We start from the raw sequence: 18,896 nt of genomic DNA, 5'->3' as shown, positions 1-18,896 counted from the left end.
CGCGATGATACCAGTTTAAAAATAGCCAGCCGCTGCCTGGGTCGCTTTTTAGCGCCGATCCGTGCATTGAATCACCGTGTCTTTCGCCAATAATCGGGCCCTTAATCCCCGACTATTGAACGCCACAGGGAAGACACGATAAGCCTCCACACCCGCACCAAACGCTTGTCCTGCGTCAACGCCGATCTGCCATTTGGCAGTTATCAGCAAAGGCTCGGTTCAAACATGCCGCGCATGTGATGCAATTATTTTTTCAGAGGCTTTTTTGGCGCGCTGTACGTCCCAAGAACTCACTGATCAACGCCACCACCTGCTGCTGAATCTGCGCCCGAGGCCGTGCGCCCTCGCCGTCGCGGCAGATCATGCCATCCCCCGGTGAATCCTCTTCAATCAACGCCATGCCGCCCGGCTTGCAGATCGTCATGAAGCTGAAGTGCGTGGCGTCGCCGATTTCCACGTACTGCGTCGATGCTTTTGGCAGGCGCTTGACCATGGCAGCGGATTCCAGGTTGGGGTCCATATCCTCTGACGGCACGCCCCCCGCGATCACCAGCGCCGGCACCGGCAGCGCGGCCAGGCTGGCGTCGGTCAGGCCGCGTGACAGGCCCAGGTCCAAGGACACAATGGCGCTGACACGTGTGTCGCTCAAGTCCGCCGCCAGTTGGGCTTTGCCGGCAGGCGTACCGGCGGGGTTCATCTGCTGGTAGCCAATGCAACCGCCGAGCTTGGGGTGTGCGCTGCAGTCGCGGCTGAACAGGTCGGGGTCGAAGCGTGCGCCGGCGATTTCCAGCACGGTCCAGCCGCCGAGGGAATGGCCCACAGCGGCAATCCGCGTCTTTGCCACCGCGCCAAACTGCGTCGGTTGAGCCAGCACCGCATCGATAGCACGGCTCAGGTCGGCCGGGCGTTGCCACAACTGCGCGGCGGCTCGCGGGCTGCGGTCCTTGCTGGTGGTGCCAGGGTGGTTGACCGCCGCCACGATGAAGCCCTGATGCGCCAACGCACTCGCCAGCCATACCTGATTGAGCCAGTTGCCACCGTACCCGTGGGACAGCACCACCAGCGGATGCTCTCCAGCAGCGGGCGGCGCGTCGGGGACGGCGAGCGCGCCGACGAACACCGCGTTGTCGGCGATCAGCTCAGGTGTGGCCGAGGTGCTGGCGGGGTACCAGACGACCAGCTCGAGTGGGCGAGTGTTTTTCGCATCCGCCAGGGTGGCAGTCCGCAAGCCCACAGGGCTTTCGGCGGCCACGGCGGGAGTGGCCAGGCACAGCAGGAACAGGGCGCGCAGTGCAGTTTTCATTGTTGTTATCGTCCTTGATTCGGGTGGCGCATCATTACCTGAAACCTGCCGCAATGCATCCCCGGCTGGCCACAAAAAAGCGGCCAACACCGCCGACGTTGACCGTTGACGATACCGTGCGGCAGCATGCGTCGACTCGTTACACCTAGCCTGGAACCCTATGCCTAGCCCTGTGGACCTTCATGAGTTGTTGACGCACGTCAGCGATGAACCGTCGTTCATCCGTTTTATCGAGGCGCTCGGTACCGATTTCGCCCACGAGCGCGAGATCGAAAAGGCCTCGCCTTCATCGCCCTATGGGCCCGGCGCACTAGGTTGGGAAAACCGCTCTGTCGATGCGTTTTTCGAGGCGGCAACCGCGTGGGCAGAGGCCAGCGCCGGGCTTGCCCAAACGCAAACAACGGTACCCAATGTGTGGCAACGCTGCGCGGCGATATTATTCGCTGGCAAATTTTATGAGTGAGCCCCGCACACCCGCCGGCGCCGCGGTGAATCTGCTCACACGCGGCGTATTACCGGAGACCGAACTCAACAGGCTCTTGGCACAAGCCGAAGCCAGCGGCTTGACCCTGGATGACCTGGCCGACCCATGCGAGAAATTCGGCGTGACACCGCAAGCGCTGCTGAACGGCCTGTCCATCAGCGTTGCCGAGCGCTATCTCCAGGGCACTTTGACCTATGCGTTCTGCGACGGCGTGCTCAACGGGCTCATCGGCGCCATCGTTAACGTGGGCATGTCCCGTGACCTGCCGCAGCCTGCGTTTTCGCTGTATCAGGCGTTCGATCAGGGCGAGTGGCGGCGCAGCGACGACCCACCCGAAACGGACCCCGGTGAGAAATATGTGAAACCGTTGGTCTTGCAGATAATGCGCAAGCTTCGGCATTAGTGGTTGTCTGTCAGTGCCAGGCGCGCGGGCTGATTCGGGCAATCCACCGTTCAACTTGCTATTGGCCAACCCAGCCCCATAACTATCCCTGTATCCATTGAGCGGAAGGACAGACCATGACCAACCCAACCGAAACCGCCATCCTTGCCGGCGGCTGCTTCTGGGGCATGCAAGACCTGTTGCGACGCTACCCCGGCGTGCTGCAAACACGCGTCGGCTACACCGGCGGCGACGTGCCGAACGCCACCTACCGCAACCACGGCAACCATGCCGAAGCGATTGAAATCGTGTTTGACCCGGCGGTGATCAGTTACCGGCAGATCCTTGAGTTCTTTTTCCAGATCCATGACCCGAGCACGCCTAACCGGCAGGGCAATGACCTCGGCCCGAGCTATCGGTCAGCGATTTATTACCTGAGCGAACAGCAGCGCGATATTGCGGAAGATACGGCGGCGGATGTAGACGCGTCGAAGCTGTGGCCGGGAAGGGTGGTGACAGAGATCGAGCCAGCAGGCCCGTTTTGGGAGGCGGAGCCCGAGCATCAGGATTACCTGGAGCGGATTCCCAATGGCTATACCTGCCACTTCATTCGACCGAATTGGAAGCTGCCGAAGCGGGGCTGAGAGGGCGTCGCGGCAGAGAAGCCCGAGCGGAGCCTGATTCAGGGTCCGCTAGGTGGCTTCTTTCTGGACCGCGAACACCCAGCGCCCCAGTGGCCGAAAATACACCCAATCAAAAACATCAAAGAACACCCAACTGCGGGTCTTTACCGAAAAAGCCTGAACCTGTGGGCTCGGGGAAATACTGATGCCCTGACTGACAGAGAAAACGCCCTCAGGCACATCCCCACTGCGAGACGGTTTCCTGTCGTCAAGGAGACCGACTTGCAACGTGCCGACCACATCCGCCAGTGTCAGCGCTAAGACTTCACCGGTTGCAACACGGCCGACAACCGCGCCGTTAAAGAGCACCAGCAGGGGGACACGGCGCCCATGGGCGCTATCAAAAAAACCACGCTTGCGACAGATCGTAATGTCCATAGGCCGTTCTCGATTGAGTCATCACACCCAGTTTCTTTCGTTTCCACTACCAACTATCCCGCTCACCGGGGAAGTGAATGTGGAAAAGCGTAGCGGAGAACGGGCCAGGCGCAGGTATGAAAAATCGGCGAAGGGATTCGGGGTCAAACCCTGAAGCCCAAAGCCCTTAGTTTATGGCCACTTAGGTGCAGCATTTGTTGGTGATGACTCTTCTGCGTGTGCCGCGATCGTTTCAGCGGTGGAGGGCGTTTGCGCCCAACCCAGCACAAAGATGCCAACGGCAAACAGCAACGGGGCGCCATAGACTTTGTAGTAGACCCAAACCTCAAACGGAGCGAAGAGTGCGAACAAGGCATTCAAGAGTGCCAGGGCAATCAGTAGCAATGACAACTGAAGCACATAGGTCCGCCAGTGAGCCTGTGTACGCTTCAACCGCGTACCGAACACGGCCTGCAGCACATTGACGCGACCTCCGAGTTCCAGGACGGCGATCAACAGCGCAAACAAACCGAGCGTGAACGGCGGTCCGAACCGCAGAAAATCCCGGCTGGCAAGCAATTCAGCACCGATCGTGAACCCCAGCGCCAGGCTGAATAGTACGGAGTAGATGAAATACGCCAGGTAGGTGCGCCATAGGAGGCTGAGGGCTAGGGAGAAGCGTTGTTTTATCATGCTGCCTACGTCCTTGTGGTTGGGGAGGGCGGCATTCTAATGTTTTGGGTGCTGATCTGGTGTTGTCGATTGGGTTTAGGGTGAAAGGAATCGTGCATTGCGGGCTTTCTGCTACCAGGGCGGCTAGGGGCGATGTTGCTTGCTTGTGACTGGCTGCTTTCGGCCAAAAGCGGACTGTCCTCAGTGGCTTAGCCGGCCTCCATGGAGGCTTGACGGTATCTACGGAACCAGGGTCTATTCAGTGGTTCGCTTGCTGCCTTTCAGAGGTAGCAGCTCCTTGTCAAAAAATGGGCATACGGAATTAGGAAAGTAGATTCGCTCTCGACTGCCCCGTGAGAAAGACGCTTGAAGCACCCTGACTATTCATCTGAGACGCAGGCTGTGATACATAGAACGTACCAACGCTAAGGACATCACAATGGCAAAGCCATCACAGCGACAAAAAAATGCTTTAGAAGCCAAAACAGTGTGTTTCTTCAATAACAAAGGTGGAGTCGGAAAAACCACTTTAGTCGCTAACTTGGCCGCAGAACTCTCATTGAACCATAATATGAAAGTCCTGATTATAGACGCTGACCCACAGTGCAATTTAAGTCAGTACGTCTTGCCTGATGAAGATTTTATATCCGCGTATTACAATGAGGGCTCAAAAAAGCTGGCCGAACCCGAGACAATATTTAGCGTGATTCGCCCTTTATCGTTAGGTAAAGGATACAATCCAAATCTGCCGATCAGACATATAAAAGAATTCGGCATCGATGTTATTATTGGGGATCCTCGATTAGCGCTACATGAAGACTTGCTCGCACAGGATTGGCGAGAGGCTAAAGCTGGTGGAATTAGAGGGCTTAGAACTACCCTTGTATTTCACAATGTAATTCTTCAGGCTAGAAAAAGTTACGATTACATATTTTTTGATATGGGTCCTTCGCTTGGCGCAATCAATCGCGCGATATTACTTGCAGTAGACTATTTCGTTGTACCCATGGCAATCGATATATTTTCAAGTTGGGCGCTAAAAAATATTGGCGAGGCTGTAAAACTCTGGGAAAAAGACTTGGCTTACGGCTTATCTAATTCCGAATTTCCATCGGAGGTACCTAGCTTTTCCAAGAAGAATTTGAAATTCGTAGGCTATGTTACTCAACAACATAAAGAGCGTAGTCGCGATGGGAATGCGAGAATTGTAGAAGCTTACGAGGAAATTAGTAAAAAACTACCCGCGGTAGTGAAGCAGCAGTTGAATACTTTTTACCCATCCTCTATGAACCCTCATCTCGGGGAAATTAAGCATCTAGCAAGCCTTGCTCCAAAATCTCAAACGCTTCATCAGCCTATGATAAGTGTAAAGGCAAAAGGTAGTTTTACAGTTTCTAGAAAACAAGCGCGGGAAATCTATCAGGCTTTAGCAGCAAGGTTTTTTGAGAATATTGATCTGTTGGCGGCTCAAAAATGACTGTCATCAATCCCGACCTTATAAATGATCTAGCTGAACGACGAACAGTGATCTTTGTTGGAGCAGGGGTCAGCGCGGGCGTGACTACTCGCAACGGGGGTAGGCTGAAAGTGTGGGATGCATTTTTGAAAGAAAATGCAGAAAAACTAACCGATCGCGCTATTAAGAAACAAGCTCTTGATCTAATCAAAAATGCCGATTACCTAATGGCGTGCGAGATGATTAGCAGAGGTTTGGGTGATAAAGCTTGGGAATTAGCGCTAACTACGGAATACAATCAACGTGCGCAGCCTAGTCCTCTCCAAAAGCTGATTATGCAGCTAAAGCAGAGAATTATTTTAACTACCAATTTTGATTTATTTTTGGAAAAGGCATGGGATGAGGTCAACTCAGATTCAACCCACAATCCAAGAATTCTCAAACGATTGGATTCGAATGCTCTTCACGCCTTCAGAGATTCCGACGAATACATCATAAAAATTCACGGATCAATCGACGATCTTGATAGCATGATATTTACAAAAAAGGAATACTCTGACAAAGCCTATGGGAACTGGGCATATTCTAAGTTTATCGAAACTATTCTGTTAACACATACCGTGATCTTTGTGGGATTTTCACTTGCAGATCCGGCCATTTCTCAGATAATTGAGAATTACGCACACCACCTACCCCAAGCCCGCCCCCACTATATCTTTTTAGCGGGTAATCAGTCAGAAACATTTGTTCAAATTAACAAAGATCTTCGGCGAATATTCATAGTGCCATACAAGAAAACGTCAGATCACGGTGAGCTGACAAAGCTTTTTGAACGAATTGTGAGCGAGGTAGATACTAGGCGAAGAGAAATGAGTCTAGCTGCACTTCGATCCAAAGATGAGTGAGTTTAGTTTGTGCGAAGTCCATCCAGCTCATCTTGCTTGAATGAATGCCCATTGAGTCGACACATAGTTTCAGATTTTAAATTAGTCTTCGGCTGGTGACTAATCTTATATAAATAAATTTCCGGGCTTTTTTCTCGTTAGACTGTAGACGCATCAATAGTAAGTCTGAATTTTGGCAAATTCTAGCGTCCACTATTGGCCGATTACTGCCTGTCGTGAAGAGCAGCAATTGGCCGAACCCCGACGTCAACACAGCTAAAATCGCTGACCCTTCCTTCTCCTCAGCCCGGAACTCAATGAGCAGACTCCCAACACTACTCACGCAAGCCCGATCAGCCCTTTCCATCCAACAGCAAATCCCACATGAAAAATGGGCAGCGATCGCGTCGCAATGCGGGCCGGCGGAAATTGCGGAGATCGAGAGGCGCATCGAATCCCTCAGGGCCGAGTTGGAAACGGTCGAGGCGTGAGATGGTGATACGAGGGATGACATCCACCTCGCGATCTACCAGTTTTCTCAGTTGCTGAGAATGGCGGGTGGTGCGCCCTGATCATTCACGGGCGGGGGGAGGGATCGGAAGCCATCGGGCATGACTGGCTGCTCGGCCAATACATACCTTGTCTATTCATGCCTTCCACAAAGCCGCTCAGTCGCACAATCGCCGATTCGTCGTGTAGCAATCACGACGACTCGGCGATTTTTTTGGGGGTACTAAAACTGAACGCTTACCCGCCTGCTACAGCCGACTCCCGCTCCATCAGCCGATCCATCAACAGCACCCCCAACTCACTCAATTGGTGAATCGCCAGGACCACGTCCCGCTGTTTGCCGGTCAAGTCCTCTGACAGGTCGAGCAGCAACGCGGTTACCGAGGAGAAGGTTTCGTAGCTGTTGGTGATCAGGGTTTCGTTGCTGGCGTTGGCGGCGACGGTGAATAGGCCGAGGGGGGCCACAGGTGGGGCAGTTTTTGGATTGAGGTAGTGATCGATTGCACGATGCGCAGCCTGGTTAAATTTCAGGTCCGGCTCGTTCGGAGGGTTGGGCGTGACTTTGAACATGTGTGTTGTACCTGATTAGGGCCAACACCTTTTCGCTACTAAACGAGAGGGTGGCGGCTGTACGCAGGTTAGTAGACCGGGGAAACACACAAAGCCGGCGCGCCCGAGGGCGCCCTGCGTACAGCCACCATCAAGCACAGACAAGAACATCTGATTGATGAGGCTCATGCACTTTATGTTGTCACGCGGGCTACTAAACCCGATCACTGAGTTTTCAGCGACCGAACCACCTTAGAGACGCCCACTCAAGCGCACAAGCCGGCGGATTCTGACGTAACTGTAGGCAATGGGGCAAGCTGCTGAAGCTTGCTGTAGGACATGTCCTCACTGCGCGTCGGGTGTATCAGTGAGGGGCATTGCCGACAGTGCTTTGAGTTTGTTGGCGGGGCCGGTGAAGTGCGTTTTATCGTTCAGGGTCGTCACTGTGATTCTTTCCGAATCGCAGCGATGCAACAGCGTGAACATGGGTTTTTTGGGGCCGTACACACCTGGCTGTCGCTCGGAATACTTCAAGCTGAGCATGGCGTTTTGCAGCGCGATGGGGCTGACGGGGGCGGCGAAGGTCCAGTCCGACAGGGCGGCCTCGCGGTACATATTGAACGCCATGCCGATGGATGCGCCGAAGGTGCCGCTGTAGAGGAGGGCGCTCTTGAAGGTGTCGGTAATACCGACACGGTGTGCGACGAACAGCACCAGGGCCATCACGGCAAAAAACAGCAGGAGTGTTTCCAGCAGCGCCAAGGCCTTGTAGGGGTCAACCGTCAGTTGGTCTTTGAGTGTGAGTCGGGTGATGGGTGTGTCGGTGTTGAGCAGTTTCAAGCGTTACCCCTCCTGGGCGGTGTTGTCCTGATCAAGTAAGGGGCGCAGTTTACGCAAAGTGGGGTGCTGGGGGCGTGAGATTTTTATTGTCTGTGCGGGCGTCTTCGCAGCCTCGCTGGGGCTCGACAGCTCCTACAGGGGAGCGGCGGTGGTTGTGGGGAGTGTGGTTTTTCGGCGCGTCCCAGGGGCGCGCCGAGGTGTGTGAAAGTAGTTGGCCGCCTCACTCGGGTTTCTTGTAGGACTTGTAGTCGTTTTGCAGCACGATGTGGTCGGCGACGTATTTCGCGTCGTGCCACACGCCGTAGATGAACGATGACGCGCGGTTGACCAGGTTGGGCAGGCCCAGGAAGTAGATGCCGCTTTCCGCCGAGATCCCACGTTTGTGGAAGGGCTCGCCTTTTTCGTCGAACGCATCGACCTTCAGCCAGCTGAAATCGAAACTGAAACCGGTGGCCCAGAGGATGGTGGTGATGCCGGCCTTCGCCAGATCCAGGCTGAGGATGGGGTTCACCAAGCACTCAGGGTCGGGCAGCAGTTCCCAGGCTTCAGGCTCCAGGGGGAACGGCAACCCGTTCGCCTCGATGTAGGCATCCGCGTCGCGCAGTACATCGAAGTAGGCGCGGTCGCCTTCGGCGACGTTTTCGGCGAGCCCAGGTTGAAAGGTCATGACGCCGTCCTGCCAATCCTGGGTGACGCCGACCAACCGGATGCCTTGGTGCGCGAGGCGGCGGAAGTCGACAGTCTTGCCGCCTTCGTAGCCACTGACGGCAAAGGCCACGTGCTTTTTCTTCGGCTGGATTTTGACTTCGTCCCACAAGCCCAGCGCACCCAGCCACCAGCAATAGTCGCGGCTGCGGTAGGCGCGCGGCGGGCGGTAATGTTCGCCGACCGAGAGGTATACGGTTTTGCCGGCCTTTTGCAGTTCTTCGGCGATTTGCGAACCGGAGGCGCCGGCGCCGACCACCAGTACGCCACCTTCGGGCAGTTGGCCGGGGTTCTTGTAGGTGGAGGAGTGCAGTTGGTGAATCGGTGCGCTGGCAGGCACGATGTTGGGGATAGAGGGGCGCTGGAACGGGCCGGTGGCGGCGACCACGTTGGCGGCTTCAAACACGCCGGCCGAGGTGGTGACTTTGAAGCCGGGGCGGCCGATGTGGCGTTCCACTTGCTGGACTTCTACACCGGTGCGCACGGGAGCTTGCAGCTTATCCACGTAGGCTTCGAAGTAGTCGGCCATGCGCTCCTTGGGCGGGAAGGCTTCAGGGGAGAGGCCTTCGAAGGTGAGGCCGGGGAAGCGGTCGTGCCAGGCGGGGCCGTTGGCGACGAGAGAATCCCAGCGCTCGGAGCGCCAGCGTTCGGCGATGCGGTGGCGTTCGAGGACGATGTGGGGCACGCCCATGAGGGACAGGTGTTCGCTCATGGCGACGCCGGCCTGGCCTGCGCCGACGACCAGGGTGTTGATGGTTTCTACTGACATGGGCGGTTCCTGGGAGGTAAGAGGTGTGTAGGCATCACCGAGTTTCAGCTGTGGGCGCTGGTGGTGGTTTCTTGTAGCAATGCCGCCACGGCGGTGAGTGCCAGTTCGTAACCGAGTGCGCCCAGCCCTGCGATCACGCCGGTGGCGGCTTTGGAGACGTAGGAGTGGTGCCGGAAGCTCTCGCGCTTCCAGAGGTTGCTCATGTGCGCTTCGATGATCGGGCCGTCGAAGGCCAGCAGCGCGTCGAGGATCGGCACCGAGCTGTAGCTGAGCCCGGCGGCGTTGATTACCACGGCGTCGGCGTCAAGGCGTGCCGCTTGAATCCAGTCCACCAGCACGCCTTCGTGGTTGCTCTGGCGAAAGTCCAGGCTCAGGCCCAGCCCGGCGGCGTGGCGCTCGCAGCGCGCCTGGATGCTGGCGAAGCTCTCGCGGCCGTAGGTGCCGTTTTTATCCAGCCCGTAGAGGTTGGCGTTGGGCCCATTGAGGAAAAACACGCGGTGGGTCATGAAGGGCTCCAGGTTATTCAGCGACGGTCAGCACGACTTTGCCGACATTGGCGTTGGCTTCCAGCAGGCGGTGCGCCTCGGCGGCTTGCGCCAGCGGCATGCGCGCGTGGATCTGCGGGCGCACCACGCCGGCGGCCAGCCACGGCAACAAGCGTGAGCGGATGCACGCCGCCAGGCGGGCTTTTTCGGCGTGGCTTTTCGGGCGCAGGGTGGAGGACGTCAGGCTGAGGTTCTTGCGCATCAGCACCTGCAAATCCAAGTCGATATGGGCGCCTTGCAGGAACGACAAACTCACGTGCCGCCCGCCCATGGCCATGGCCGCCAGGTTGCGCGCCACATAGGGCCCGCCGACGTTATCCAGCGCCACGTCGACGCCACGGCCGTCGGTGCAGTCGTGCACCGCCTCGACGAAGTCTTCAAGGTGGCGGTCAACCGCGCGCCACACGCCGAGCGTTTGCAGCATCGCGACCTTGTGCGGGCCGCCGGCCGTGGCGATCACCCGCGCACCGGCGGCATGCGCGCACTGCACGGCGAAGCTGCCGACACCGCTGGCGGCGCCGTGGATCAGCACACTGTCGCCGCTGCGCAAGCGCCCCAGTTCAAACAGGTTGTGCCACACGGCAAAGGCCGCTTCCGGCACCCCGGCGGCATCGAGCAGCGACAACCCCGCAGGCACCGGCAAGCAGTGCGCCGCGTGGGCCACGCAGTACTCGGCGTAGCCGCCGCCGTTGAGCAAGGCCATCACGCGATCGCCGATCGCGAACTCATCCACGCCACTGCCTACCGCGACCACGATGCCTGCCGCCTCGAGGCCCAGCACATCGGTGACGCCTGCCGGAATCGGCGCGCCGCTGCGTTGCATCAGGTCGGGCCGATTGACGCCGGCAGCCGTGACGCGGATCAGCACCTCACCGGCTTGCACATCCGGCAGCGGGCGCTCGACGGATTGCAGCACCTGCGGTCCGCCGGGCTGGCGGGCGATCACCGCTTTCATACGGTCCAGTCATCCGGCACGACGGCGATCACGTCGATTTCCATCAACCATTCCGGCTGGCCCAACCCGGAAATCACCAGCCCGGTGGAAATCGGGAACACGCCTTTGAGCCACTTGCCGACCTCCTGGTACACCGGCTCGCGATAGCGCGGGTCGATCAAATAGGTGGTGGTCTTGACGATGTGCGAGAGGTCGGAGCCTGCCTCTTCCAGCAGTTGCTTGACGTTTTTCATCGCCTGCTCGGCCTGGGCACGCGGGTCGCCGAGGCCGACCAGGTTGCCGTCGAAATCGGTGCCGATCTGGCCGCGCACATAAATGGTGTTGCCGGCGCGGACCGCCTGGCACAGGTCGTTGTCCAGGGCCTGGTTGGGGTAGGTCTGCCGGGTGTTGAACATGCGGATGCGGGTGTGGGTAGGCATAACGGCAACTCGTGGGAAGCGGGATGAATCCAGCTTCACACCGCCCCGGCTCCGGCGAAACCAGCATTTGCGCGGGGTAGTGCTTAGGAAAAACCGAAGCCTGTGCCCCTCATCGGTTCGCGGCGGACCCGGCACGAACCCTGCAACGCTGCCCGTACAGTCATTGTTGAGGGGCAGGCGTAATGCTCAGTCGTATTACTCAGCGTCAACTGGAGTATTTCGTCGCGTCGGGAGAGGCGGGCAGCATCAGTGCTGCAGCTGAACGCATTCACGTGTCGTCGCCGTCGATCTCGGCGGCGATCACCCATATGGAGGCCGAGCTGGGCATCCAGCTGTTTGTCCGGCATCACGCCCAGGGCATTTCGCTGACGGCGGTGGGGCGCCTGGTGATGCAGGAAGCCAAGCTGATCCTGGAACAGATGACCAACCTCTACACCATCGCCTCGGAGTCATTGAACACGGTGCGCGGGCCGTTGCGGGTGGGCTGCCTGGAGTCGCTGGCGCCGATGATCACGCCGGAACTGGTGTTTGGTTTTGGCCGCGCGTTTCCCGGCGTGCGCCTGACCCAGGCCGAAGGCAACCACGAGGAATTACTGGAAAAACTGCGCAGCGGCGAGCTGGACATCGCCCTGACCTATGACCTGGTGACCAGCCCGGATATCGACTTCCAACCCCTGGCGCAGCTGCCGCCGTATGTGATGGTCGGCGAGTATCACCCGCTGGCGAGCTTGCCGGCCGTGAGCATGCAGGACCTTGAGGCGTACCCGGTGGTGCTGCTGGATACGCCGTGGAGCCGCGACTATTTCCTCAGCCTGTTTATCCAGGCGGGCACCACGCCGAACATCATCATGCGCTCCACCAACCTCGAAACAGTGCGCGCCATGGTCGGCAACGGGATCGGCTATTCCTTCGCGAATGCGCGGCCCAAATCCAATATGTCCCAGGACGGCAAGCGCGTGATCCGCCTGCGCCTGGCCGGTGCACATCGGCCGATGCGGCTGGGCTATGCCACGGCCAGCAACACCCAGCTGTCGCGCGTGGTGTCGGCGTTTGCCGAGCGCTGCCGCATGTTTGTCTCCGACCAATACATCCCCGGCATGGCCCCGCCGAGCTTTTTTGACCCACACGCGGTGCGGGTGCTGAGTGGTGTGAGCTGAGGTTGCACCAAAAGGTCGCGTGTGCCGCGCCCTGCATTCAGGCGTGCACCGTTTTGGCCAGTGCCTGGGCAGCGCGCATCTGCAGGCGCTGGCTTGCCCGAGAGGCTGGTGCGCAGCGGTCGATTCATTGAGTGACAGATCGCTATCGCCGGCAAGCCGCCTCCTGCAGTTGATCTGGCTGGCTTGCGGGGCTGCATAGGCTCTGCCTACCCAGTGCCCCGGCTTTTACGAATTGACCCTGACCACCTCCCGCCACGACTCTCATCCCATCGATGCAGATCAACTTCTTTTTTTTTTGCAGGGCACAGCGACGATGACATTCGACTGGAATTACATGTTTGGTTTGCTGGGCGATGCCGAGTTCTGGCGCGCGACGTGGACGGTGATCAAGCTGAGTACCCTGACGTGGGTCTTGAGTATCACACTGGGCTTTCTGCTGGCGCTGGCCAAGCAATCCCGGCACCCGTTGCTGAGTGTTCCCGCGCGTGGCTATATCTGGCTGTTCCGCAGCTTGCCGCTGCTGGTGCTGCTGATCTTCATCTACAACCTGCCCCAGGCGCTGCCGGGCACCTCGGCGATTCTGGCCGACCCGTTCTGGTCCGGCCTGCTGGCGCTGGTGATCTGCGAAACGGCGTATGTGGCCGAGATCCATCGCGGCGGTTTGCTCTCGATTCCCAAGGGCCAGGGCGAAGCGGCGCGGGCGCTGGGCTTGAGGTTTTTCGGCACCCAGTGGCGCGTGGTCATCCCGCAGGCGCTGCGGGTGGCGTTGCCGTCGCTGGCCAACGAATACATCTCCATCGTCAAGCTCACTTCGCTGGTGTCGGTGATCTCGCTGACCGAAATCCTGATGGTCGGCCAGCGCCTGTATTCGCAGAACTTCCTGGTGATCGAGACCATGGCGGCGGTGGCGTTCTTCTATGTGTTTATCGTCACGGTGTTCGACTTCCTGCTCAAACGCCTGGAGCGTTTTCTCGACGTCAACCAACGCAATGTCTCCCGCGTGCCGGATGCGGCGGTGCTGGCCCTGGCCACGCAACAACGCGTCGCCTTGCAGCGCCCGGCCAGCACCGGCGCCGCCGCGCTGCAAGCCACGCGGTTGCACAAGGCCTATAACGACATCGAGGTGCTGGGCTCGGTCAACCTGCAGATCCAGCCGGGTGAAGTGGTGTCGGTGATCGGGCCGTCCGGCTCCGGCAAGACCACGCTGATCCGCCTGCTCAACGGCCTCGAGCAACTGGACAACGGCGAGATCCAGATCAATGGCCAGCCGTTCATTCACTTGAACAAAGTCGGCGCGCAGAAACCCCAGTACATCGAGCACGCCGAGCATCGCCTGAACATCGGCATGGTGTTCCAGAGCTTCAACCTGTTCCCGCATTTGAGCGTGCTCGACAACCTGCTGATGGCGCCCAAATACCACCGCCTGGGCGCGACCTCCGAACTCAAGCAGCAGGCCTACGCGCTGCTGCACAAGGTCGGCATGCTCGATCACGCCTGGAAGTACCCGCACCAGTTGTCCGGTGGCCAGCAGCAACGCGTGGCCATCGCCCGCGCCTTGATGATGCGCCCGCAGATCATGCTGTTCGACGAGCCCACCTCGGCGCTCGACCCGGAAAAAGTCAACGAAGTGCTGCAGGTCATCGAGGCCTTGGCCGAGGAGGGCATCACCATGGTGATCGTCACCCACGAGATGAATTTCGCCTTCAAGGTCTCCGACCGCATCGTGTTCATGGAGAAGGGGCGCGTGGTCTGCGACGACACGCCCGATGCCTTGCGCAGCGGCCATAACCCACGCGTGGAGGCGTTCCTCAAGGACGTCTCGCTGGCGTGATCTCTTTAACGTTCAGGAAACACTAAAATGATCGAGCAAGCACACATCGAACAATTCCAGCGCGACGGGTTCCTGGTGGTAGAAGGCGTGTTGTCGGCGGATGAAGTGGCCGCGCTGCAGCATGACTTCGACCAGTGGGTAGAAGAGAGCCGCAGCCATGACCAGGGCTGGGGCGCCACCGTGGATGGCCGCGCGCGGTTCGACCTGGAGGGCGACCACCGCGCGGATCATCCTTCGCTGCGCCGGGTGAGTTCGCCTACCGAGATTTCCCCGGTTTATGAGCGCGTGGCGTTGCACTCGCGGATGGCAGCGATTTCCGCGCAGCTGGTCGGCGCCAGTGGTGCGCGGTTTCACCACAGCAAGATCAACTCGAAACTGCCGCACACCGCGACCCAGGTGAAGTGGCACCAGGACTTTCTGTTCACGCCGCACAGCAATGACGACATCGTCACGGCCTTGCTGATGGTCAGCGAAGTGACCCCGCAGAACGGCCCGCTGAATGTGATCCCCGGCAGCCACAAAGGCCCGCTGTGGTCGCACTGGCAGAACCAGCGTTTCACCGGTTCGGTGGACGACGCGGTGGTTGAAGAGCACTGCCAGCAACCGGTCGCCTGCTACGGCCCGGCCGGTTCCGTGTGCTTTATGCACACGCGGCTGTTGCATGCATCCAGCCCTAACGAGACCGAACTGCCGCGCACGCTGTTCATCAGTGTCTACGCCGCTGAAGACGCGCTGCCATTCGGCGAAAACCCATTGCCCAGCATTCATGCCGGCCTGCTCGTGGCCGGTGCCGAAAGTGGCCTGGTGCGCTCCACCAGCAACCACATGCGTTTGCCGCAGAAGCCTCGCGGCGCGTCGTTCTTCGTGCAACAGGCCGGACAAGATACCGCCACTGCCTAACCACCCCCCAAGACCTTGCAGGTAATGACCATGACAGCGTTTCGTAAAAGTGTTCGCCCCCTTGCCGTGTGCCTGTTGGGTGCTGCGGTTGCGATGACTTCGTTGGCGGCTTCGGCCTTCCAGAAAGACGGCACGATTGTCGCCGGCTCCGATGTCACGTTCTTTCCCTATGAATACATGGACAACAACAAGCCGGCGGGCTTCGATATCGAGTTCATGGACGGCCTGGGCAAGGTCATGGGCCGCAAGGTCGAGACCCTCGACACACGCTTTCCCAACTTGATCACCGGCCTGCAGGCCGGGCGTTTCGATGTGACCAACTCGTCGATGTACATCACGGCGGAGCGGGTCAAGGTCATCGACATGATCCCTTACCTGAAGAGCGGCGAGTCGATCCTGACCCTCAAGGACAGCGCCTTCCAGCCCAAGACCCCGGAAGAGTTCTGCGGCCACAAGATCGGCTCCATGGGCGCCACCTCGTGGCTGGCGCAGATGAACAAACTGTCGACGGAGTACTGCGTGGCCAAGGGCTTGAAGCCGATCCAGATCAGCGAATACAGCACCGACCCGCAGACCACCCAGGCCCTGCTGGCGCACGCGGTTGAAGCGCAGATCACCGACGCCGCCGTGGCCCGTGGGGTGATCGACAAGTTGGGCAACCGCGTGGTGATTTCGTCCGACACGTTGATCTACCCGGTGCTCAATGGCTTTGGTGTGAAGAAGGGCAATGACACGGTCAAGCAGGCCTTGCTCGACGGCCTGGCAAAATACCGCGCCACGCCTGAGTACGCGGCCTTGCTGAAGAAGTACAACTTCGAAGCACCGACCGATGCCGACCTCGCGGCGCTGATGCCCAAGTAACCCAATCACGCGGCCGCCGCTGTGCGGCCGCGTCCTGCGGAGACCGATTCATGGCGTTATCCCACGAAGAACAGACGCGCATCGACCTGGCGGCGACCTTTCGCATCATCGCCCACCTGGGCATGCACGAGGCGGTGGCCAACCACTTCAGCGCTGCCGTATCGGCCGATGGCAAACAGTTTTTGCTCAACCCGAAGTGGAAGCACTTCTCGCGTATCCGTGCCAGTGACCTGTTGCTGCTGAACGCCGATGACAGCGCCTGCGCCGATCACCCGAATGTGGACGCCACCGCCTGGTCGATCCACGGGCAGATCCACCGGCTGTTGCCACAAACCCGCGCGGTGCTGCATTTGCACCCGGTGTACACCACGGCCGTGGCGTGCCTGGCCACGCCGCACATCCCGCCGATCGACCAGAACACCGCGCGTTATTTCAACCGCGTGGCGGTGGATGAACTCTACGGCGGCATGGCCGACACCGAGGCCGAAGGCGCACGCCTGGCCGGGCTGCTTGACGGCAAGCGCCGCCTGCTGATGGGCAACCACGGCGTGATGGTCACGGCGACGTCCATCGGCGAGGCCTTCGATGATATCTGGACCCTGGAGCGTGCCTGCCAGATCCTCGTGACGGCCTGGTCCACCGGGCAGCCGCTGCGGGTGCTTTCCGATGACGTGGCGGAGAAAACCGCGCGCGGTTGGGAAGGGATTGTGGATTTCTCGGTCCGGCATTTTGAAGAAATGAAGCAGTTGATGATCGACGCCGACCCTTCGGTACTCGATTGAGGAGCACGCCATGACTTTTTCCGTTGTCGCCCGGTGTGCCGAGACCGGCCAGTTGGGTATTGCGATCAGCTCTTCGAGCATTGCCGTGGGTGCCCGCTGTCCTTGGCTGCGCCCAGGCGTTGGCGCGGTGGCATCGCAGAACATCACGCTGCCGAGCCTGGGGCCGCAACTGCTGGATTTGCTCGAGCAGGGCCTGGCGCCGAGTGAGGCGCTGGCGACCTTGGTGGAACAGGATCACAGCCAATATCGTCAGGTCACTGTGATTGATAGCCAGGGGCGCACCGCGCATTTCAGCGGGGCGCAGACCCTCGGGATTCATCACGCGCTGAGCGGCGAGCAGTGCGTAGCGGCGGGCAATATGTTGGCCGACGCTGGGGTGATTGCGGCGATGGTGCGCGCGTTCGAGATGGCCACGGGGCCGCTCGCCGAGCGCTTGTTGGCGGCGATGCAGGCCGGCCAGGCCGAAGGCGGCGAAGCGGGGCCGGTGCATTCGGCGGCATTGGTGGTGGTCGACGACTTGCTGTGGCCGATCGTCAACCTGCGCGTCGACTGGGCCGATGAGGACCCGATCGGCGCGCTCGACCAACTCTGGCAAGCCTATCGCCCGCAACTGCAGGCCTACATCGACCGCGCCCTCAACCCGCAGATCGCACCGGGCTATGCCGTGCCGGGAGATGAGCGTTGAACACAAGCCGCGACCTGCTGGCGCAACTGGTGCGCTTTGATACCACCAGCCGCGAATCCAACCTGGCGTTGATCGACTTTGTGCGTACCTATCTGCAGGACCACGGCGTGGCCTGCGAGCTGGTCTACAACGCGCACAAGAGCAAGGCCAACCTGCTGGCGACTATCGGCCCGGCCGAGGTGCCTGGCGTGGTGTTGTCCGGGCATACCGACGTGGTGCCGGTGGACGGGCAGCGCTGGACGGTGGCGCCGTTTGAGCTGACGGAAAAACACGGCCGGTTGTACGGGCGCGGCACTGCTGATATGAAGGGCTATATCGCCTGCGTACTGGCCTGTGTGCCGGCGCTGGTGAAGGCGTCGTTGCGCATGCCGGTGCATATCGCGCTGTCGTACGACGAAGAGGTGGGTTGCCTGGGTGTGCGCGCATTGATCGAGCGGTTCCATGGGCAGGCGGTCAAGCCGTTGCTGTGCGTGATCGGCGAACCTACCGAGCTCAAGCCGGTGCTCGGCCACAAAGGCAAGCTGGCAGTGCGCTGCGAAGTGCACGGCGCGGCCTGCCATTCGGCGTATGCGCCGTCGGGTGTGAATGCCATCGAATATGCCGCGCAACTGATCAGCGAGCTGGTGCGACTCGGTGAGACACTCAAGGCGCCGACGTTGCTCGACGAGCGTTTTGATCCGCCGTTTTCCACGGTGCAGACCGGCGTGATCGGTGGCGGCAAGGCATTGAATATCGTCCCGCAGAACTGCACGTTCGACTTTGAAGTGCGCTCGCTGCCGGCCCAGGATCCCCGGCAGGTGGCGCAGCAACTGCGCGATTACGCCGAGCACACCTTGCTGCCGGCGATGCAGGCGGTGAGCGCGCACTGCGCGATTGAGTTCAGTGAATTGTCCAGCTACCCAGGGTTGGCCACCTCGCCGCAAAGCCAGGCAGCGGAGTGGGTCGCGCAGTTTTGCGGCTCCCGGGATTACGGCACCGTGGCGTTCGGGACTGAAGGCGGGCTGTTTGACCAGGCCGGCATCCCGACAGTGGTATGCGGCCCCGGCAGCATGGAGCAGGGGCATAAGCCGGATGAATTCATCAGCCTGGAACAGCTGGATGCCTGCGACCGAATGCTGGAACGGGTGCTCGCGTTCGTGAGCCGATAAACCCCTCTCAAGCCATGTG

At 59.6% G+C, this 18,896-nt stretch carries 21 protein-coding genes; 12 read left to right on the top strand and 9 right to left on the bottom strand.

The window, feature by feature from the left end:
- Positions 1–253: 253 nt before the first annotated feature.
- Entirely contained in the window at positions 254–1,303 is a 1,050-nt protein-coding gene (locus QMX97_RS10430; RefSeq protein ID WP_282396871.1) for an alpha/beta fold hydrolase, read from the bottom strand.
- A 160-nt stretch (positions 1,304–1,463) separates the two neighbouring features.
- Between QMX97_RS10430 and QMX97_RS10425 the strand changes: the two genes are divergently transcribed.
- The 3 genes from QMX97_RS10425 (at position 1,464) to msrA (ending at position 2,813) form a co-directional block, all read left to right on the top strand.
- A complete protein-coding gene (locus tag QMX97_RS10425) occupies positions 1,464–1,766 on the top strand; it encodes a hypothetical protein (RefSeq protein ID WP_282396870.1) in 303 nt (100 codons plus the stop codon).
- On the top strand, positions 1,759–2,190 hold the full coding sequence (locus QMX97_RS10420; RefSeq protein ID WP_282396869.1) for a hypothetical protein: 432 nt from the start codon (positions 1,759–1,761) through the stop codon (positions 2,188–2,190). The genes QMX97_RS10425 and QMX97_RS10420 overlap by 8 nt, the downstream gene beginning before the upstream one ends.
- A gap of 116 nt (positions 2,191–2,306) precedes the next feature.
- Positions 2,307–2,813: a peptide-methionine (S)-S-oxide reductase MsrA gene (gene msrA, locus QMX97_RS10415; RefSeq protein WP_065904383.1), complete on the top strand. Its 507-nt coding sequence runs from the start codon at positions 2,307–2,309 to the stop codon at positions 2,811–2,813.
- Positions 2,814–2,861: 48 nt separating this feature from the next.
- Here the strand turns inward: msrA and QMX97_RS10410 are convergent, their stop codons facing one another.
- Together QMX97_RS10410 and QMX97_RS10405 are read right to left on the bottom strand one after the other, a co-directional pair.
- Positions 2,862–3,230 carry a hypothetical protein gene (locus QMX97_RS10410; protein ID WP_065904384.1) on the bottom strand — a complete coding sequence of 123 codons (369 nt, stop codon included), beginning with the start codon at positions 3,228–3,230 and terminating at the stop codon, positions 2,862–2,864.
- A gap of 171 nt (positions 3,231–3,401) precedes the next feature.
- The gene (locus QMX97_RS10405; protein WP_282396868.1) at positions 3,402–3,902 is read right to left on the bottom strand and encodes a septation protein IspZ; all 501 of its coding nucleotides are present in this window, start codon (positions 3,900–3,902) and stop codon (positions 3,402–3,404) included.
- Between the two features lie 418 nt (positions 3,903–4,320).
- Between QMX97_RS10405 and QMX97_RS10400 the strand changes: the two genes are divergently transcribed.
- Entirely contained in the window at positions 4,321–5,358 is a 1,038-nt protein-coding gene (locus QMX97_RS10400) for an AAA family ATPase (RefSeq protein ID WP_282396867.1), read from the top strand.
- Entirely contained in the window at positions 5,355–6,242 is an 888-nt protein-coding gene (locus tag QMX97_RS10395; protein WP_282396866.1) for an SIR2 family protein, read from the top strand. The genes QMX97_RS10400 and QMX97_RS10395 overlap by 4 nt, the downstream gene beginning before the upstream one ends.
- A gap of 726 nt (positions 6,243–6,968) precedes the next feature.
- Here the strand turns inward: QMX97_RS10395 and QMX97_RS10390 are convergent.
- The 6 genes from QMX97_RS10390 to QMX97_RS10365 all read right to left on the bottom strand — a co-directional run bounded on the left by QMX97_RS10390 (position 6,969) and on the right by QMX97_RS10365 (position 11,513).
- Positions 6,969–7,301: a DUF6124 family protein gene (locus QMX97_RS10390; protein WP_213552824.1), complete on the bottom strand. Its 333-nt coding sequence runs from the start codon at positions 7,299–7,301 to the stop codon at positions 6,969–6,971.
- A gap of 324 nt (positions 7,302–7,625) precedes the next feature.
- On the bottom strand, positions 7,626–8,120 hold the full coding sequence (locus tag QMX97_RS10385; RefSeq protein WP_282396865.1) for a hypothetical protein: 495 nt from the start codon (positions 8,118–8,120) through the stop codon (positions 7,626–7,628).
- 220 nt (positions 8,121–8,340) lie between these two features.
- Complete coding sequence (locus QMX97_RS10380) at positions 8,341–9,594, bottom strand: NAD(P)/FAD-dependent oxidoreductase (protein ID WP_106803128.1); 1,254 nt, start codon at positions 9,592–9,594, stop codon at positions 8,341–8,343.
- A gap of 44 nt (positions 9,595–9,638) precedes the next feature.
- A complete protein-coding gene (locus QMX97_RS10375) occupies positions 9,639–10,100 on the bottom strand; it encodes a type II 3-dehydroquinate dehydratase (protein WP_120449236.1) in 462 nt (153 codons plus the stop codon).
- Between the two features lie 13 nt (positions 10,101–10,113).
- Positions 10,114–11,094 (bottom strand): NAD(P)H-quinone oxidoreductase, encoded by a 981-nt coding sequence (locus QMX97_RS10370; RefSeq protein ID WP_282396864.1) that lies wholly within the window; start codon positions 11,092–11,094, stop codon positions 10,114–10,116.
- Positions 11,091–11,513 carry a RidA family protein gene (locus QMX97_RS10365; protein ID WP_065904398.1) on the bottom strand — a complete coding sequence of 141 codons (423 nt, stop codon included), beginning with the start codon at positions 11,511–11,513 and terminating at the stop codon, positions 11,091–11,093. Before QMX97_RS10365 ends, QMX97_RS10370 begins: the two co-directional genes overlap by 4 nt.
- A gap of 182 nt (positions 11,514–11,695) precedes the next feature.
- Here QMX97_RS10365 and QMX97_RS10360 point away from each other — a divergent pair, with 182 nt between their 5' ends.
- The 7 genes from QMX97_RS10360 (at position 11,696) to argE (ending at position 18,877) form a co-directional block, all read left to right on the top strand.
- Positions 11,696–12,670, top strand: coding sequence for a LysR family transcriptional regulator (locus tag QMX97_RS10360; RefSeq protein ID WP_065904400.1), 975 nt, complete (start codon positions 11,696–11,698; stop codon positions 12,668–12,670).
- Between the two features lie 313 nt (positions 12,671–12,983).
- Complete coding sequence (locus QMX97_RS10355) at positions 12,984–14,501, top strand: amino acid ABC transporter permease/ATP-binding protein (protein WP_282396863.1); 1,518 nt, start codon at positions 12,984–12,986, stop codon at positions 14,499–14,501.
- Positions 14,502–14,528: 27 nt separating this feature from the next.
- Entirely contained in the window at positions 14,529–15,401 is an 873-nt protein-coding gene (locus QMX97_RS10350; RefSeq protein WP_282396862.1) for a phytanoyl-CoA dioxygenase family protein, read from the top strand.
- A gap of 30 nt (positions 15,402–15,431) precedes the next feature.
- Positions 15,432–16,262, top strand: a complete 831-nt coding sequence (locus tag QMX97_RS10345) for an ABC transporter substrate-binding protein (protein WP_065904498.1) — start codon at positions 15,432–15,434, stop codon at positions 16,260–16,262.
- A gap of 50 nt (positions 16,263–16,312) precedes the next feature.
- A complete protein-coding gene (locus tag QMX97_RS10340) occupies positions 16,313–17,044 on the top strand; it encodes a class II aldolase and adducin N-terminal domain-containing protein (protein ID WP_106803133.1) in 732 nt (243 codons plus the stop codon).
- Between the two features lie 10 nt (positions 17,045–17,054).
- Positions 17,055–17,729 carry a DUF1028 domain-containing protein gene (locus QMX97_RS10335; protein WP_120449234.1) on the top strand — a complete coding sequence of 225 codons (675 nt, stop codon included), beginning with the start codon at positions 17,055–17,057 and terminating at the stop codon, positions 17,727–17,729.
- Complete coding sequence (gene argE / locus QMX97_RS10330) at positions 17,726–18,877, top strand: acetylornithine deacetylase (RefSeq protein ID WP_282396861.1); 1,152 nt, start codon at positions 17,726–17,728, stop codon at positions 18,875–18,877. Before QMX97_RS10335 ends, argE begins: the two co-directional genes overlap by 4 nt.
- The last annotated feature ends 19 nt before the right edge of the window (positions 18,878–18,896 follow it).

Source organism: Pseudomonas sp. PS01298 (assembly GCF_029959745.1).
GTDB classification, from domain to species: domain Bacteria; phylum Pseudomonadota; class Gammaproteobacteria; order Pseudomonadales; family Pseudomonadaceae; genus Aquipseudomonas; species Aquipseudomonas aylmerensis.
The sequence above is the reverse complement of the archived record's forward strand: the minus strand, read 5'-3'. Positions and strand labels throughout refer to the sequence as shown.

Excerpts from the sequence above, each read along its gene's own strand:
- QMX97_RS10430 (WP_282396871.1), bottom strand. The coding sequence starts at position 1,303 with ATGAAAACTGCACTGCGCGCCCTGTTCCTGCTGTGCCTGGCCACTCCC.
- QMX97_RS10425 (WP_282396870.1), top strand. The coding sequence starts at position 1,464 with ATGCCTAGCCCTGTGGACCTTCATGAGTTGTTGACGCACGTCAGCGAT.
- QMX97_RS10420 (WP_282396869.1), top strand. The coding sequence starts at position 1,759 with ATGAGTGAGCCCCGCACACCCGCCGGCGCCGCGGTGAATCTGCTCACA.
- msrA (WP_065904383.1), top strand. The coding sequence starts at position 2,307 with ATGACCAACCCAACCGAAACCGCCATCCTTGCCGGCGGCTGCTTCTGG.
- QMX97_RS10410 (WP_065904384.1), bottom strand. The coding sequence starts at position 3,230 with ATGGACATTACGATCTGTCGCAAGCGTGGTTTTTTTGATAGCGCCCAT.
- QMX97_RS10405 (WP_282396868.1), bottom strand. The coding sequence starts at position 3,902 with ATGATAAAACAACGCTTCTCCCTAGCCCTCAGCCTCCTATGGCGCACC.
- QMX97_RS10400 (WP_282396867.1), top strand. The coding sequence starts at position 4,321 with ATGGCAAAGCCATCACAGCGACAAAAAAATGCTTTAGAAGCCAAAACA.
- QMX97_RS10395 (WP_282396866.1), top strand. The coding sequence starts at position 5,355 with ATGACTGTCATCAATCCCGACCTTATAAATGATCTAGCTGAACGACGA.
- QMX97_RS10390 (WP_213552824.1), bottom strand. The coding sequence starts at position 7,301 with ATGTTCAAAGTCACGCCCAACCCTCCGAACGAGCCGGACCTGAAATTT.
- QMX97_RS10380 (WP_106803128.1), bottom strand. The coding sequence starts at position 9,594 with ATGTCAGTAGAAACCATCAACACCCTGGTCGTCGGCGCAGGCCAGGCC.
- QMX97_RS10375 (WP_120449236.1), bottom strand. The coding sequence starts at position 10,100 with ATGACCCACCGCGTGTTTTTCCTCAATGGGCCCAACGCCAACCTCTAC.
- QMX97_RS10370 (WP_282396864.1), bottom strand. The coding sequence starts at position 11,094 with ATGAAAGCGGTGATCGCCCGCCAGCCCGGCGGACCGCAGGTGCTGCAA.
- QMX97_RS10365 (WP_065904398.1), bottom strand. The coding sequence starts at position 11,513 with ATGCCTACCCACACCCGCATCCGCATGTTCAACACCCGGCAGACCTAC.
- QMX97_RS10360 (WP_065904400.1), top strand. The coding sequence starts at position 11,696 with ATGCTCAGTCGTATTACTCAGCGTCAACTGGAGTATTTCGTCGCGTCG.
- QMX97_RS10355 (WP_282396863.1), top strand. The coding sequence starts at position 12,984 with ATGACATTCGACTGGAATTACATGTTTGGTTTGCTGGGCGATGCCGAG.
- QMX97_RS10350 (WP_282396862.1), top strand. The coding sequence starts at position 14,529 with ATGATCGAGCAAGCACACATCGAACAATTCCAGCGCGACGGGTTCCTG.
- QMX97_RS10345 (WP_065904498.1), top strand. The coding sequence starts at position 15,432 with ATGACAGCGTTTCGTAAAAGTGTTCGCCCCCTTGCCGTGTGCCTGTTG.
- QMX97_RS10340 (WP_106803133.1), top strand. The coding sequence starts at position 16,313 with ATGGCGTTATCCCACGAAGAACAGACGCGCATCGACCTGGCGGCGACC.
- QMX97_RS10335 (WP_120449234.1), top strand. The coding sequence starts at position 17,055 with ATGACTTTTTCCGTTGTCGCCCGGTGTGCCGAGACCGGCCAGTTGGGT.